Consider the following 13,575-nt stretch of genomic DNA (forward strand, 5'->3'; position numbering starts at 1 on the left):
GGGCCGGATCAGGCGGCAGTGCTGAGATTGTCCTGTGGCACCCCGCTCGCCAGCCGGGCGAGCGGAATCTTGATGTCGCAGACAACGCCCGTGGGGGCCCAGGTCAGCAGGAAGCTCCCGCCCAGCTGCCCACGCACGATCGACTCCAGCACGCGGGAGCCGAAGCCGCGCCGCGTCGGAGGGCCAGGCACCGGCGGGCCGCCCGTCTCCTCCCAGCGCAGCGCGAGGGCGTCGCTTGCCGCATCATCCGCCCTGGTGAGCCGCCACGTCACCCGGACCCGCCCGCCGGGAACCGACAGCGCCCCATGCTTGATCGCATTCGTCGCCAGCTCATGCGCGGCCATCGCGAGGGGCTGCGCGGCCGACGGTGGAAGCAGCACCGGCGGCCCGTCCACCTCCGCCCGCGGCCCCAGCTCACCACCGTCTTCCCAGGCGAAGGGCACCAGCTCGGCCTTCAGCAGTGCCTGCAGGCTCGCGCCCCGCCAGCGGTCCTCCGACAGCAGGGTCTGGGCTCGTGCCAGGGCCGCGATCCGTCCCTCCACCGCCTTCGCATAGGCCACGGCGTCGTGCTTCGGCGTCAGCCGCAGCGTGGCCTGCACCACGGCCAGGGTGTTCTTGGCGCGATGGTCCACCTCCCGCGCGAGCAGGCGGACACGGGCCTCGCTGGCCTGGATATCGGCTGTCCGCGCCTCGACGCGCCGTTCCAGGGTGGCATTGAGCAGGTTCAGCTCCCGCGCACGGCGCCGGGCCATCAGCGCCAGGGATGAGAGGGCGAGTCCGGTCACGAGGGCGAAGCCGCCATAGATCAGAAGTCGCCGGCGCCAGCGGGACAGCATCGTCGCGCGCGGCACCCCATAGGCAACGGTGACCGGAAAGCGGTCGAGCCGGCGGTAGGCCACCATGCGCTCCACGCCGTCGAGCGGGGAGGTGCCCTCTATCACGACGCGCTCGGCGGCCGTCTGGATGGCCTGGGTCAACGGCGCGATCGGGAAAGTCCCGATCCCGGTCCCGGGCTCCACGGGCGGGCGGCGCGCGAGGATCGCACCGTCCGCGCGGGTAAGGTTCACCAAGGCATCCGGCAGGGGCGCGGTGCGGTTCCAGTAGCCGATGAAGGTGCTTTGCTGGACGCCGACCGTGATCACCCCCAGGAAGGAGCCATCCTCTGCCGATCGCCGGGCCGTCATGAAGAACACCGGCTCATCGTCCGCACGGCTGCGGATCAGGCCAGCCACACGGGGCTCCGGCCCGGGGTGGTCGCGGTGCCAACGGAAATACTCGCGGTCGCTGGCATCGATGTGGCGGGGGGCCTGCGGCTGGTCGGAGTCCACCAGCGGGCGGCCATCCGCCCCGATGATCACGATGCCCAGGGTCTCGTCCGCATGCCGGCGCACCGCACGCAGGAAGTCATGATGGCTCGCGGCAGCGGCGAGCACCTCCTCGTCCCGTTGGCTGCGCAGCCGTTCCTGGATCGTGCCCAGGGCCAGCGCCTGAAACTGGAAGACCTTCTCGGCATGCCCGTGCAGCATGTCGAGGGTGGACAGGAGTTTACGCTCCGTCGCCGCCATTGTCTGGTTCCGGTCGTACAGGGCGGCGGCCCCGAAGATCAGGGCGGGGAGCAGCACGGAGGCGAACAGCAGGGCATCGATCGCATGCAGCCGCCACGGACGGTCGTGACCCGTCGACCTAGCCTGCAGCCCCTTGGGCGTTTCCCGCGGCATTTACACTCCTGCTGGGCGGATCCGCGCAAGCACGGGCCACGCCCGCTTCCGCCTTATCCGCAAGGTGCCAAACGAGCCGCGCGCAGATGAGTTGAACCCAGGGGATCCAGGCGCCTGTCTATTGCGGATCACGCAATGGGCGGAACTGCCCGCATGCACGCACCCACGCTTACGGGTGCAGGCTTAGATCGTTTTGAGCAGCGCGGGCGATGGGAGACTACTCCGTTCCGGATCGTCACGGGCCAAACTGACCCGCTTCGGAAAGCGGGCGGCGCCGTCGCGCGGCGCCGCCTCCGCTCCGCGCGATCATCCCCGCCGGAGGTTCCACATATAAGGGTTTGGCCCCTGCAGCACGCCGGACAGGTGTGACCGAAAACCGGTCTTGAGCACGAACAGCCCGCTGGGCGCGAAGCCCACATGGTCCCAGGCCGTGCGCTGCACATCCGCGAAGGCGGCGGATTGCGCGGCGGGATCCGGGGCGTAGAGCCATCGCTCGATATTCGCCTCGGTCGCCGGATCGGTCGGCCAGCCGAACCAGGCGGTGGGGCCATCGCCGCGGATACCGGAATTGACCGCCGGGTTGGCGATGGAGGCGGCGGGGAAGTTGGTGGGATAGATGCTCCAGCCGCCATGGTCGGCATCCTCGCGCGAATTGCGGCGGGTGAGCATCGCGGCCCAATCCATCTCCTGCAGATCCACCTGGAAGCCGAGCTGGCGGCAGACATCGGCGGCCAGCCTTCCCTGCGGCGCGACGGCGGCGAAATCCGTCGGGTTGATCACCACCACCTTCGCCCCCTCCGCCCCGGCCGCGCGGATAGCGGCGCGCGCCTTGCCGAAGTCGCGCGGGGGGGAAGGGAACTCCACCACATCCGGGAGGGTGCAGGGGAAGAGCGCATGGCATTCGCGCCAGTCGCCGGGCGCCGCGACCGAAGCCATGTGATCGGACTGGCTGATGCAGTCCCGCACGGCGCGGCGCACCTCCACCTTGTCGAAGGGTGCGTGCAGGTGATTGAAGCGGATCACGCCCAGGAAGCCGATCGGGTCGTAGATCTGGGTCTTGATGTTCCGGTCCCGTGCGAACAGGGGCAGCAGGTCCGGCAGTGGATATTCCACCCAATCCACCTCGCCCCGCTGCAACGCGGCGCCGGCGGTCGCCCCGTCCGGGATGATGTGCCACTCCAGCCGGTCGAAATGGACCCGCTTTCCGCCTGAGGCGCCCTCTGCCGGCTCGTCTCGCGGGACATAGGCCTCGTTGCGCGCATAGGCGACGAAGCTGCCGGGGTTGAACTCGCCGGCGAGGAACTTCCACGGGCCGCTGCCGATCATCTCCGGCACGGGCTTGTCTGGCGCCGTGGCGGCCAGGCGCTCGGGCATGATGAAGGGCGGCACACTGGCAGGCTTGGCCAGGGCGTAGAGCAGCGCGGGAAAGGGACGGTGCAGGCGGATGGTGAAGCTACGCTCGTCCGGCGTGCCCCATTCGGCCACCGCGCGGGCCAGGATTTGGCCGAACAAGTCCCGCACGCACCAGCGTTTGAGGCTGGCGACACAGTCCCGCGACCGTACCGGCTCGCCATCATGGAAGCGCAGCCCGTCCCGCAGGCGGATGGTCCAGAGCTGTCCGTCCGCGCTCATCTCATACCCGGAGGCCATCTGTGGGCGCGGGGTGAGCTTGCCGTCGGTCGCGAAGAGCGTGTCGAAGACGCAGAAGCCGTGGGTGGAACTGATCGTGGCGTTCTGGACGACCGGATCCAGCGCCGTCAGCGCCGCCTGCGGCACGAAGCGGAGGGTCCTGGCCCTGGTGGCCTGGCCGATCGCGGGCTGGGCCAAGGCAGGTTGAGTTAAGGCGGGAAGCGGCAACGCCGAAAGGCCGGCGCCCTTCAGCAGGGAACGGCGATACATCCTGTTTCCTCCATTCCGCGGACGGGGGGAGGAAACGGGGCCGGACGACGCACCCGCGCCCGCTCCACCGCCGCCTGGGGGGCGAGGTGGGGAAGCGGCTTCGCGCATTCCGGGTGCCTGGGCGTCATGGTGCACCGATCCCTACGCCGGTCCGAACCGGGTCAGGTTCCAGGGGTCGCGGGTGTCCCCGCCTCTCAGCCCGGAATGGGCTCCCCCCGATGTCCGCGGACCGTATGGGCTGGCGCGGGGAGGCGGCGCAAGGGGGCTACTTCAGCACCCAGCCATCCCGGCGCATGCAATCCTCCACCATGGCTTCTCGGACGGGTTCGTTCTGGTCCCGCAGCCCGTAGCTCGCCGGGCGCCAATAGCCCTGCGTCTCGCGGCAGCGGCGGTTGCTGCCCTCGCCCTTGCATTCCCGCGTGCCAGGCACCCAGCCGCCGCGATCGGTCATCACCCGGACATTGTCGGGGCGCGCGGCGTTGAAGGCCGAAGCCTCGCAGCGGGCCAGGGCGGCGTCGCGCATCGGCGGAGTGGCACCGGGACGCTCCCATTGGGCGCAGCCGGACAGCAGCGGGACCACCAGCAGGACCAGCAGCGGGAGAACACGGACGCGATACATCGACGAGCCTTTCCTGGGACTCGGCGATCGTAACATGCCGATGGTGAAGAGGATCCTGCCCCCGAACGCCGCGGCCCGGAGCGGCGGATCTGCAGCGCAGGCCTCAGTGCAGGACCCGCCCCATCCAGCCATTGGGCCGCGGTCCCGCCAGGCGCGACGGCCCGGCGCGTTCCGCCGCCGTCTTCTCCTCGCGTTCCGGCTCCCACATCTGCGGCAGCACCGGCCGGATCATCGCGCAGATGGAGCTTCGCCCCTCCGCATCCCGCAGCTTGGTGACATAGGCCTGCACCCAGACCACGCTGCCATCCCGCCGCAGGTAGCGCTTGGTAATGGTGAAGGGCTCCTCATGCGTCCGCAGCCGCTCCAGCAAGGCGAGGTTGCTGGGCCAGTCCTCCGGATGCGTGATGTCCTGGATGCTCCGCCCCAGCAGCTCGCATGCGTCATAACCCAGCAGTTCGCAGGTAAACCGGTCCACCCGCGTGAAGCGGCCGCTCTCATCGGTTGTCGTCTGGCCGAACCTCTGGTGGATCACGCCTGTTGTTCCGGTGCATGCACCACGGGCCAATCCATGGTGCTTGGGTACTCCTTAGAACGCACAGCAAGTCATCAAGTCACAGCCCCGACTCACACTCAGGGGAACCCGCGGCCGCAGATGCGGTTAACGCCCCGATCGTCAACATCGAGAGGGAGAGGCCATGCCCCGGATCCAAGGCGCCGTTGTCGTGATTGCCGGCGCGTCCAGCGGGATCGGCCGCGCCACCGCCCAGCTCCTGGCCCGCAACGACGCCCAGCTCGTTCTCGCCTCGCGCCGGGCGGACACGCTCGAGGCGGTGCGCGCCGAATGCGAGCGGCTGGGAGCCGAGGCCATCGCCGTTCCCACCGACGTGACCGACGCCGAGGCCGTGAAGCGCCTGGCGGAGGCCGCCCGCGCCCGCTTCGGCCGCATTGATGTCTGGATCAACAATGCCGGGGTCGGCGTGATTGGCCCCTTCGAGGCGGTGCCGGCTGAATCCCATGCCCAGACCATCCGCATCAACCTGCTGGGCCAGGTAAATGGCGCCCATGCGGTGCTCCCCATCTTCAAGACCCAGCGCCAGGGCGTGCTGATCAACACTCTATCCATCGGCTCCTGGGTGCCCACCCCCTTTGCCGCGTCCTACGCGGCCTCCAAGGCCGGACTGCGCGGTTTCACGGAATCCCTCCGCGCCGAGTTGCAGGACTGGCCCGGCATCCATGTCTGCGATGTCTTCCCCAGCGTCGTGGACACGCCCGGCCTGCGCCACGGTGCCAACCACAGCGGGCACAAGATCGAGGTGGACGGCCCCATCACCTCCCCCTTCGAGGTGGCGGAGGCCATCGCCTCCCTCATCCGGGAGCCGCGCAACGCGGCGGTGGTGGGCGTCGCCGCCCAGGCCATGCGCCTGGCCGCTACCCTCGCCCCGGCCCCGCTGCGCTGGGCCGCCGGAAAAATGATGCGGAAGGGCCTCTCCAGCGCCCCGAAGGCAGCGGTTTCCGACGGCAACCTCTTCACGGCCCCCGCGGATCATGACGTCTATGGCGGCTTCCGGAAGGAGGCGGCCATCCGCGTTCCACCAAAGGCCTGGATGGCCGCGGCGGGGATCATCGGCTTTTGGCTCGCCCGCAGACGCTGAGAGGACTTGCCGCTTGGAGATCGACATCCCCGAGGTTCGCGCCGAGGTTGAGGCCGCCTTCGCCCGCTACGAGAAGGCGCTGGTCACGAATGACGTGCCGGTGCTGGAGGAGCTGTTCCGGGATGCCCCGCAGACCATCCGCTACGGCGCCGCCGAGAACCTCTACGGCATGGACGAGATCCGCGCCTTCCGCCGCTCCCGGCCATCGGTCGGCCTGATGCGGACACTGTCGCGCACGGTCATCACCACTTATGGGCGGGATTGCGCCGTCGCGAACACGATGTTCCACCGCGAGACCATGCCCGGGAAGGTGGGGCGGCAGAGCCAGACCTGGCTGCGCTTCCCGGAGGGGTGGCGGGTGGTCTCGGCGCATGTGAGCGTCGTGACGAAAGAGTAGAGGCGAGGCCGGGGGAGGTACCCCCGGTCCCTTCCAACTTTGGCGGTTTGCCGTTGCGTCAGCCGGCGACGGTGTTCTGCTTCTGCTCGCCGAGGCCGGCGATGCCGAGGCGCATGACCTGGCCGGGCCGGAGATAAGTGGGCGGCTTCATGCCCATGCCCACGCCGGGGGGCGTGCCGGTGGTGACGATATCGCCGGGATGCAGGGTGATGAACTGCGAGACGTAGGAGACGATGGTCCGCACGTCGAAGATCATCGTGCGCGTCGATCCGTCCTGCATGCGCTGCCCATCCACCTCGCACCACATGGCCAGGTCCTGCGGGTCCGGTACCTCGTCGGTGGTGACCAGCCAGGGGCCCACGGGGCCGAAGCCATCCGCGCTCTTGCCCTTGTCCCACAAGCCGCCGCGCTCGATCTGCCATTCGCGCTCGGACACGTCGTTGCAGATCGTGTAGCCCGCCACATGGTCCAGCGCCTCCTCGGCGGAGACGCGCTTCGCCAGGGTGCCGATCACGATGGCCAGTTCCACCTCCCAATCCGTCTTGCGGCTGCCGGGGGGAATGGCGACGTCGTCATCCGGGCCGGCCAGGGCGTTGAGCGACTTGAGGAAGACGATTGGCTCTTTCGGCACGGCGGCGCCGCTCTCCGCCGCATGATCCGCATAGTTCAGCCCGATGGCGACGAAGTTCCGCGTGCTCCCCACCGGCGGTCCCAGCCGCGTGGTGGCGGGAACGGAAGGCAAGGATTCCGGATCGAGGGCTGCCAGCCGCGCGATCCCCTCCCGCGACAGCGCCTCGCCCGCCAAGTCGGGGATGATGGCGGAGAGGTCCCGGATTACCCCCTGCGCATCGAGCAGGCCCGGCTTTTCCGCGCCGGGGGCACCGTATCGCAGCAGCTTCATATCCGTGTGTCCTGTCTGCCAATGGGGCGTGCGCCGCCCTCTAGCACGCGTGAGGGGCAGCCCTTAACTCAGGCGAGGCTCTCTTCCAGGAAGACCTGCACGGCCTGGAACAGGGCGCCGCGGTTGCGCTCCAGCATGATGGAATGCGTGCCTTCCGCCAGCATCACCAGCCGCTTGCCCGGGGAATTCACCAGCAGCGGGAACAGGGTGGTGGCCATGGAGGGCGGCGTGTCCCGGTCCCATTCGCCCAGCACCAGCAGGGCCGGCGCCGTCACCTTGGCGGGGTCGTAGAAGGGCCGCCCGGCATCCCAGTATTCCCGCAGGTCCTGCAGCACGCCATTGGGCGCCCGCAACACGGAGGGTACCTGGCGCGACCCCTCCGGATCGGTCGCAAAGGTGGAATCAGCCCAATGCTCGAACCAGCCGGGCGGAATCAGACCGCCGCGCTTGTTCTCCGGCACCCCCGCCATCCAGCGTTCCCGCGCCTGGGCACGGGTGACGCTGCGATAGGCGGGCAGCGGCCCTTCCGGCACCGGCACCGCCCCGCGGTTCGAGGCATCGCGCAGCCAGAGCGGCGCGTAGAGCACCAGCCGGTCCACCAGCGCCGGATTATCGGCCGCGAAGCGTGAAACCAGCGTCGTCCCCCAGGACCAGCCGATCAGGCCGGTCTTGGCCACCCGGCGCGTGTCCCGGATGTGGCGCAGCGCAAGGGCGATATCGGCCACCGCCTCTTCCCCCCGGGTCGGTGGCGGGGACTGGTCGGCGGGCGGGCGGGTGGAGCGGCCATAGCCCGTCAGGTCCAGGCTCCAGACGTCGAAACCACGCCCAGCCATGTAATCCATCCAGGACACGCCCGAGAGCGGCAGGTCGAAGCCGGTGCTGGCGGGGTAGGTAGCACCATGGACGCAGAGGATGGTGCGATCCGGCCGCGCCGGCGTGGCGCCCTCCGGCCGTTTGTTCCGCAGGTAGAGCTGGCTACCCGATGTGGCGCCTGGGATCAGGACCTCGTCCATGATGACCCCTGCGGGCTGTGCCCCGGCTGGCTGGGTTGCGGCGGGGAGGGCGAGGGCGGCGCCCCCGATGAGCGGAGCGGCCAGGACGGTGCGGCGCTGCATGGTGGGCTCCTCGGCATTCGGCGGCCTCCCGTGAGCCGGGAGCCTTGCATTGGCCGGAACCGTGCCATCCGCGCCGCCGGCTGCCAACGGCTCCCTTGTCGGGCTACACCCTGCCCATGGGAGTGGATACGCAGCGGCGTGGCGTCTGGTGGGCCGAGGCGCGCGCGACGCTCCTTCTCGCCTGGCCCATGGCGCTGACGAACCTGTCGCAAATGGCCCTGCTGGCGACCGACTCCGCCTATCTTGGCCATCTCTCCACCGAGGCGCTGGCGGCCGTCACCCTCTCCGGCACCCTGTTCTGGACCATGCTAGCCCCGGGCTTCGGTCTGTCCTTCGCCGCTGCCGCCATGCTGGCGCAGGAGCGGGGACGACGGGTCGGGCATGTCCGGGCCATGCGGCGAACCTTCCGGGCCGGGGCCTGGGGCGCGCTTCTGGCGGCTCTGCCGGGCATGGTGCTCCTGTGGAATGGCGGCGCGGTGCTGCGGGCCCTCGGGCAGGATGCCGGCCTGGCGGCTGCGGCGCAGGACTTCCTGCGCTGCATGCTCTGGGGCATTCCCGCCTTCGGCCTGTTCCTGACGCTACGCGGCTTCATGGCGGCCATGGAACGCCCTTGGCCGCCGCTGGTGATCGGGCTGCTGGCCGTGCCGCTCAATGCCCTGATTGGCTGGGTGCTGATCTTCGGCCATTTCGGCGCCCCGGCCATGGGCGTGCGCGGCGCGGGCATCGCGGGTGCGGTGGCGGACAGCTTCATGTTCGTCGCCCTGGCCCTGTTCGTCATGCGGGACCGGCGGTTGCGGCGCTACCACCTGTTCGGCCGGATCTGGCGGATCGACATGGCGCGCCTCCGGAAGGCGATCGGGCTCGGGCTGCCGATTGCGGCGCAGATGCTGCTCGAGATCGGGCTGTTCAGCGCGGTTGGCCTCGCCATGGGGGCTTTCGGCGCCCAGGCGGTGGCGGCCCATGCCATTGCCCTGCAGATCGCCAGCATCACCTTCGCCGTCCCGCTCGGGCTGGGCCAAGCGGCCACGGCGCGGGTGGGGCTCGCCATCGGTGCCGGGCGCGCCCGGGCCGCATGGCGGGCGGGGTGGGTAGCGATCCTGCTCTCCATGGCCTTCATGGCCCCGATGGCGGCGCTGATGCTGCTGGCCCCCGGCACCCTCGCCGGCCTGTTCCTCGACGAAGCCACCCCGGGCGCGGCCGAGACGGCAACTCTGGCCGCGACGCTCCTTTTCTTCGCCGGGCTGTTCCAACTCAGCGACGGGGTGCAGGTGACCGGCGCCGGCGCGCTGCGCGGGCTGCACGACACGCGCATGCCCATGTGGATCGCGGCAATCGGCTACTGGGCCCTGGGCTTCACCGCTGCCCTGGTGCTGGCCTTCCCGCTCGGCCTTGGGCCGAGCGGCATCTGGGTGGGGCTGGTGATCGGGCTGCTCGGCGTGGCGGGGGCGATGACCTGGCGCTGGGCGCGCCTCTCCCGCCGGGGCGGGTTGACGACGGGGCGGCGGCTTGCGCCCATCGCCGCATGAGCACCGCACCCATCTGGAAGAAGAACGCCACGCCAGAGAGCCTCATGGCCCGGGCGGCCAATACCGCCATTTCCCTCCTCGGAATCCGCATCACCGAAATCGGGCCGGACTATCTCCGCGCCTCCATGCCGGTGGACCACCGCCATGTGCAGCCCTGGCGGGTGCTGCATGGCGGCGTCTCGGTCGCGGTGTCGGAGACGCTCGGGAGCGTCGGGGCCTATATGGCGGTGCCGGAGGGCTTCCACGTCGTCGGCATCGAGATCAATGCCAACCACCTCGCCTCGGTGCCCGAGGGCCAGGAGGTGACGGCCGAGTGCCGCCCGCTGCACACCGGCCGTTCCACCCAGGTCTGGCAGACCGAGATCCGCCGCGCCGATGGCCGTCTGGCCTGCATCTCCCGCATCACCTGCGCTGTGCTCGCGGACTGAGGAACGCCACCGGGGGAAGGGCTGGGACGTTACCGTCTGTTGCCGGACGCGCCGGACGGGAAACCCCGGCCTGGGCAGGATGCTTCCTGCCGGACGAACCGGCGATGGAGGTGAATGCGATGCACAAGCCAACCCTGTTGGTGGCGGCCCTGGCGCTGACGAGCGTTTCGGGGCTGGCCCTGGCCCAGCCCGCTCCCGACCCCGGCGCACCACCGCCGCCTGGCCCGCAGGCCCAGACACCGGCCCCTCCTGGGCCTCCCGGCCATGGCGGCCCGGGGTACGGCCGGCCAGGAATGATGGAAGGCCATGGCGCGATGATGCGCGGCTGGCACCGCGGCCCGCCGCCCTCCCGCGCCGCAAGCTTCCATTTCGAGCGCGGCAACGCCGAGATTAATATCCGCTGCGCGGAAGGCGAAGCGACGCGCGCCTGCGTGGATGCGGCGGTGGTGCTGCTCGATAAGCTGGGCAGCATGCCCATGCGGTGAACAAGGAAGGCCGGGGGAGTATCCCCCCGGCCTTCCTCCTACTTTTTACTTGCTGCGGTCCCTGGCTTCAGCAGCCGCCAGGAACGGACTCCAGGGTTTCCAGGCGGCCGTTCACGGCAAATTCGCCGAAATCCATGTTCAACTCATCAGCCACGCCATTGGCGAAATAACGCAGGCCCACCTCGTAATCCGGCGAGGAGGCACCGCCGCCATTATTGTCCTTGCCGAAGAAGGCGATCCGCATCCGGCCGCTCTCCTGCTGGGCCAGCAGCGGGAAGCGGGGCTTGGTCTCGGCTTCCTTGTTCCACTGGGACAGAATGGTGGTGCTGTCCTGTGCGCCGTCCTCGCTCGTGCCGTCCATCAGGGGTACGTTGAGGATGCGCTCCGCGGCCCGGCCGGCAGCAATGGCGCGGATGGTATGCGCCATGGGCAGCAGCGTACCGGCAGGCAGCGCCTCCGTGCGCGTGCTGGGCTGCTCATAGGTGGCGACGCCGCTGCCATCGGGCTGCAGCGTGGCCTCGCCGGATATGCGGTTGCTGACCGCGCCCTGCGTCATCTGCGTCAGGGAGAAGCGCAGGCGGCGGCCATCCTTGCTCTCGAAGGTGGAGTAGTCCGAGGCTGTCTCGATCGCCCGCCCGTCGCGGTCCTGCAGGCGCATGGTCAGGCGCTGGCGGCTGGCCCAGCCGTCGCAGGCGTCCAGCACCTCAAAGAGCATCACCCCCTCGGCCCGGGACACGTCCGAATTGTCGCGCGCCTTGTCAAAGGTCAGGCGGTATGCGGCCCGATGGGCCACCATGGCCTCGGCGCCCGGCAGGGCCGCCGGGGACTGGACGGCCGCCGGGGCGGAAGACTGGGCGGAAGGCTGGGCGGGCGCCGGGCCGGAGAGGGCCAGGGCCGCGCCCATCGTGGCGGTGGCAGCGAGGAGGGAGCGCAGGCGCATCGAGGAGCCTTTCCGGTTCGCCTTCTGACTTAGGCCTTCTTCGGCGCGGTTGCACCCTTCGCCGCATCCTTTGCGGGCGGCAGGTCGGGCTTGAGGAACAGCTCCTTCCAGCGGGAGGGCTCGATCGGCGCCGGGGCGCCCATCATCAGGTCCTCCGCCTGCTGATTCAGCGGAAAAAGCGTGACTTCGCGGATATTCGGCTCGTCGGCCAGCAGCATCACAATCCGGTCAATGCCCGGAGCCGAGCCACCATGCGGCGGGGCGCCGTAGCGGAAGGCGTTCAGCATGCCGCCGAAGCGCTCCTCGACCTCATCGGCCGTGTAGCCGGCGATCTCGAAGGCGCGGATCATGATGTCCGGACGATGGTTGCGGATGGCGCCCGAGGACAGCTCAATGCCGTTGCAGACGATGTCGTACTGGAACGCCTTGATGTCGAGCGGATTCATGGAGTTCAGCGCCTCCAGCCCACCCTGCGGCATCGAAAAGGGATTGTGGCTGAAGTCGATGCCGCCCGGCTTGTCCTCGTTCTCCTCATACATCGGGAAATCGACGATCCAGCAGAAGCGGAAGGCGTCCTTCTCGATCAGGTCGAGTTCATTGGCGAGACGCGTGCGGACGGCGCCCGCGAACTTCTGGGCGTCCTCCTTCTTGCCGGCGGCGAAGAAGACGGCGTCGCCTGGGTTCAGCCCGCAGGCGGCGCGGATGGCCTCCACGCGATCGGCCTCCAGGTTCTTGGCGATCGGGCCCTTGGCGCCGTCCTGCGCGAACTGGATGTAGCCGAGGCCCCCGGCGCCCTCGGCGCGGGCCCATTCGTTCAGCTTGTCGAAAAAGCCGCGCGGCTTGTCGGCGGCGCCCGGCGCCGGGATGGCGCGGATGATGCCGCCGCTCGCCGCGATCTTGGCGAAGAGGCCGAAGCCGGACTCGGCGAAATGCTGGGTGACGTCGGTGATCTTGATCGGGTTCCGCAGGTCCGGCTTGTCCGAGCCGTATTCCAGCATGGCCGTGTCATAGGCGATGCGTGGGAAATGTCCCTCGTCCACCGTCTTTCGCGTGCCCGTGAAATCCGCGAACTCGCGGAAGACGCCGGCGATCACCGGCTCGATCGCGGCGAAGACGTCTTCCTGCGTGACGAAGCTCATCTCGAAGTCGAGCTGGTAGAACTCGCCCGGGGAGCGGTCGGCTCGGGCCGCCTCGTCGCGGAAGCAGGGGGCGATCTGGAAGTAGCGATCGAAGCCCGCCACCATGGCCAGCTGCTTGAACATCTGCGGCGCCTGCGGCAGCGCGTAGAACTTGCCGGGATGCAGGCGGGAGGGAACGAGGAAGTCCCGTGCGCCTTCCGGGCTGGAAGCGGTCAGCAGCGGGGTCTGGAACTCGGTGAAGCCCTGGTCGATCATCCGGCGGCGGATGGAGGCGATCACGCCCGAGCGCAGCATCAGGTTCCGGTGCTGCTTCTCCCGCCGCAGGTCGAGGAAGCGGTAACGCAGCCGCAACTCCTCGGGAAATTCCTGGTCGCCGGCCACCTGGATCGGCAGGACATCGGCGGCGGATTGCACGGACAGCTCGGCCACCCGCAGCTCGACCTCGCCGGTCGGCAGCCTGGGGTTGATGGTGGCGCCGTCGCGCGCGACCACCTGGCCGGTCACGGTGATGACGCTTTCCGGGCGCACGGCATCCGCCGCCCCGAAGACCGGGGAGCCCGAGGGCACCACGCACTGGGTCAGCCCGTAATGGTCGCGCAGGTCGATGAAGAGCAGACCGCCATGGTCGCGCTTGCGGTGCACCCAGCCGGAGAGCCGGACGGTGCTGCCGGCATCGGCGGCGCGGAGCGCGCCGCAGGTGTGGGTGCGGTAGGCGTGCATGGGGCAGGGAACCCTGGGTCTGATATCGGTCGGGGC

At 69.6% G+C, this 13,575-nt stretch carries 13 protein-coding genes and 1 riboswitch; of the genes, 5 read left to right on the plus strand and 8 right to left on the minus strand.

Annotation, left to right across the window (positions count from 1 at the left end):
* Positions 1–8 precede the first annotated feature (8 nt).
* The 4 genes from GSE44_RS00615 to GSE44_RS00630 form a co-directional block, all read right to left on the minus strand.
* Positions 9–1,718, minus strand: coding sequence for a sensor histidine kinase (locus GSE44_RS00615; protein WP_159346222.1), 1,710 nt, complete (start codon positions 1,716–1,718; stop codon positions 9–11).
* Between the two features lie 306 nt (positions 1,719–2,024).
* Positions 2,025–3,617 carry an ABC transporter substrate-binding protein gene (locus GSE44_RS00620; protein ID WP_159346224.1) on the minus strand — a complete coding sequence of 531 codons (1,593 nt, stop codon included), beginning with the start codon at positions 3,615–3,617 and terminating at the stop codon, positions 2,025–2,027.
* 120 nt (positions 3,618–3,737) lie between these two features.
* Positions 3,738–3,843, minus strand: a riboswitch (TPP riboswitch).
* 39 nt (positions 3,844–3,882) lie between these two features.
* Positions 3,883–4,236, minus strand: coding sequence for a hypothetical protein (locus tag GSE44_RS00625; protein ID WP_159346226.1), 354 nt, complete (start codon positions 4,234–4,236; stop codon positions 3,883–3,885).
* 103 nt (positions 4,237–4,339) lie between these two features.
* Positions 4,340–4,768 carry a PAS domain S-box protein gene (locus tag GSE44_RS00630; protein WP_159346228.1) on the minus strand — a complete coding sequence of 143 codons (429 nt, stop codon included), beginning with the start codon at positions 4,766–4,768 and terminating at the stop codon, positions 4,340–4,342.
* Positions 4,769–4,931: 163 nt separating this feature from the next.
* On the opposite strand from GSE44_RS00630, the gene GSE44_RS00635 reads away from it, so the two are divergent.
* Complete coding sequence (locus GSE44_RS00635) at positions 4,932–5,888, plus strand: SDR family oxidoreductase (RefSeq protein ID WP_159346230.1); 957 nt, start codon at positions 4,932–4,934, stop codon at positions 5,886–5,888.
* 13 nt (positions 5,889–5,901) lie between these two features.
* Positions 5,902–6,285, plus strand: a complete 384-nt coding sequence (hpxZ, locus tag GSE44_RS00640) for an oxalurate catabolism protein HpxZ (protein WP_159346232.1) — start codon at positions 5,902–5,904, stop codon at positions 6,283–6,285.
* Positions 6,286–6,343: 58 nt separating this feature from the next.
* Here hpxZ and GSE44_RS00645 read toward each other — a convergent pair whose 3' ends face one another.
* Positions 6,344–7,186 (minus strand): fumarylacetoacetate hydrolase family protein, encoded by an 843-nt coding sequence (locus tag GSE44_RS00645; protein ID WP_159346234.1) that lies wholly within the window; start codon positions 7,184–7,186, stop codon positions 6,344–6,346.
* A 68-nt stretch (positions 7,187–7,254) separates the two neighbouring features.
* Complete coding sequence (locus tag GSE44_RS00650) at positions 7,255–8,301, minus strand: alpha/beta hydrolase (protein WP_159346236.1); 1,047 nt, start codon at positions 8,299–8,301, stop codon at positions 7,255–7,257.
* Positions 8,302–8,396: 95 nt separating this feature from the next.
* On the opposite strand from GSE44_RS00650, the gene GSE44_RS00655 reads away from it, so the two are divergent.
* The 3 genes from GSE44_RS00655 (at position 8,397) to GSE44_RS00665 (ending at position 10,740) form a co-directional block, all read left to right on the plus strand.
* Entirely contained in the window at positions 8,397–9,827 is a 1,431-nt protein-coding gene (locus GSE44_RS00655; RefSeq protein WP_235924471.1) for an MATE family efflux transporter, read from the plus strand.
* Entirely contained in the window at positions 9,824–10,255 is a 432-nt protein-coding gene (locus GSE44_RS00660) for a PaaI family thioesterase (protein WP_159346238.1), read from the plus strand. The genes GSE44_RS00655 and GSE44_RS00660 overlap by 4 nt, the downstream gene beginning before the upstream one ends.
* A gap of 119 nt (positions 10,256–10,374) precedes the next feature.
* Positions 10,375–10,740 (plus strand): hypothetical protein, encoded by a 366-nt coding sequence (locus tag GSE44_RS00665; RefSeq protein ID WP_159346240.1) that lies wholly within the window; start codon positions 10,375–10,377, stop codon positions 10,738–10,740.
* Between the two features lie 67 nt (positions 10,741–10,807).
* On the opposite strand, the gene GSE44_RS00670 is transcribed toward GSE44_RS00665, so the two are convergent.
* Positions 10,808–11,680 (minus strand): EipB family protein, encoded by an 873-nt coding sequence (locus GSE44_RS00670; RefSeq protein ID WP_159346241.1) that lies wholly within the window; start codon positions 11,678–11,680, stop codon positions 10,808–10,810.
* 29 nt (positions 11,681–11,709) lie between these two features.
* Entirely contained in the window at positions 11,710–13,539 is a 1,830-nt protein-coding gene (gene aspS, locus GSE44_RS00675; protein ID WP_159346243.1) for an aspartate--tRNA ligase, read from the minus strand.
* Positions 13,540–13,575 lie beyond the last annotated feature (36 nt).

Source organism: Muricoccus harenae (assembly GCF_009848505.1).
GTDB lineage: Bacteria > Pseudomonadota > Alphaproteobacteria > Acetobacterales > Acetobacteraceae > Roseomonas > Roseomonas harenae.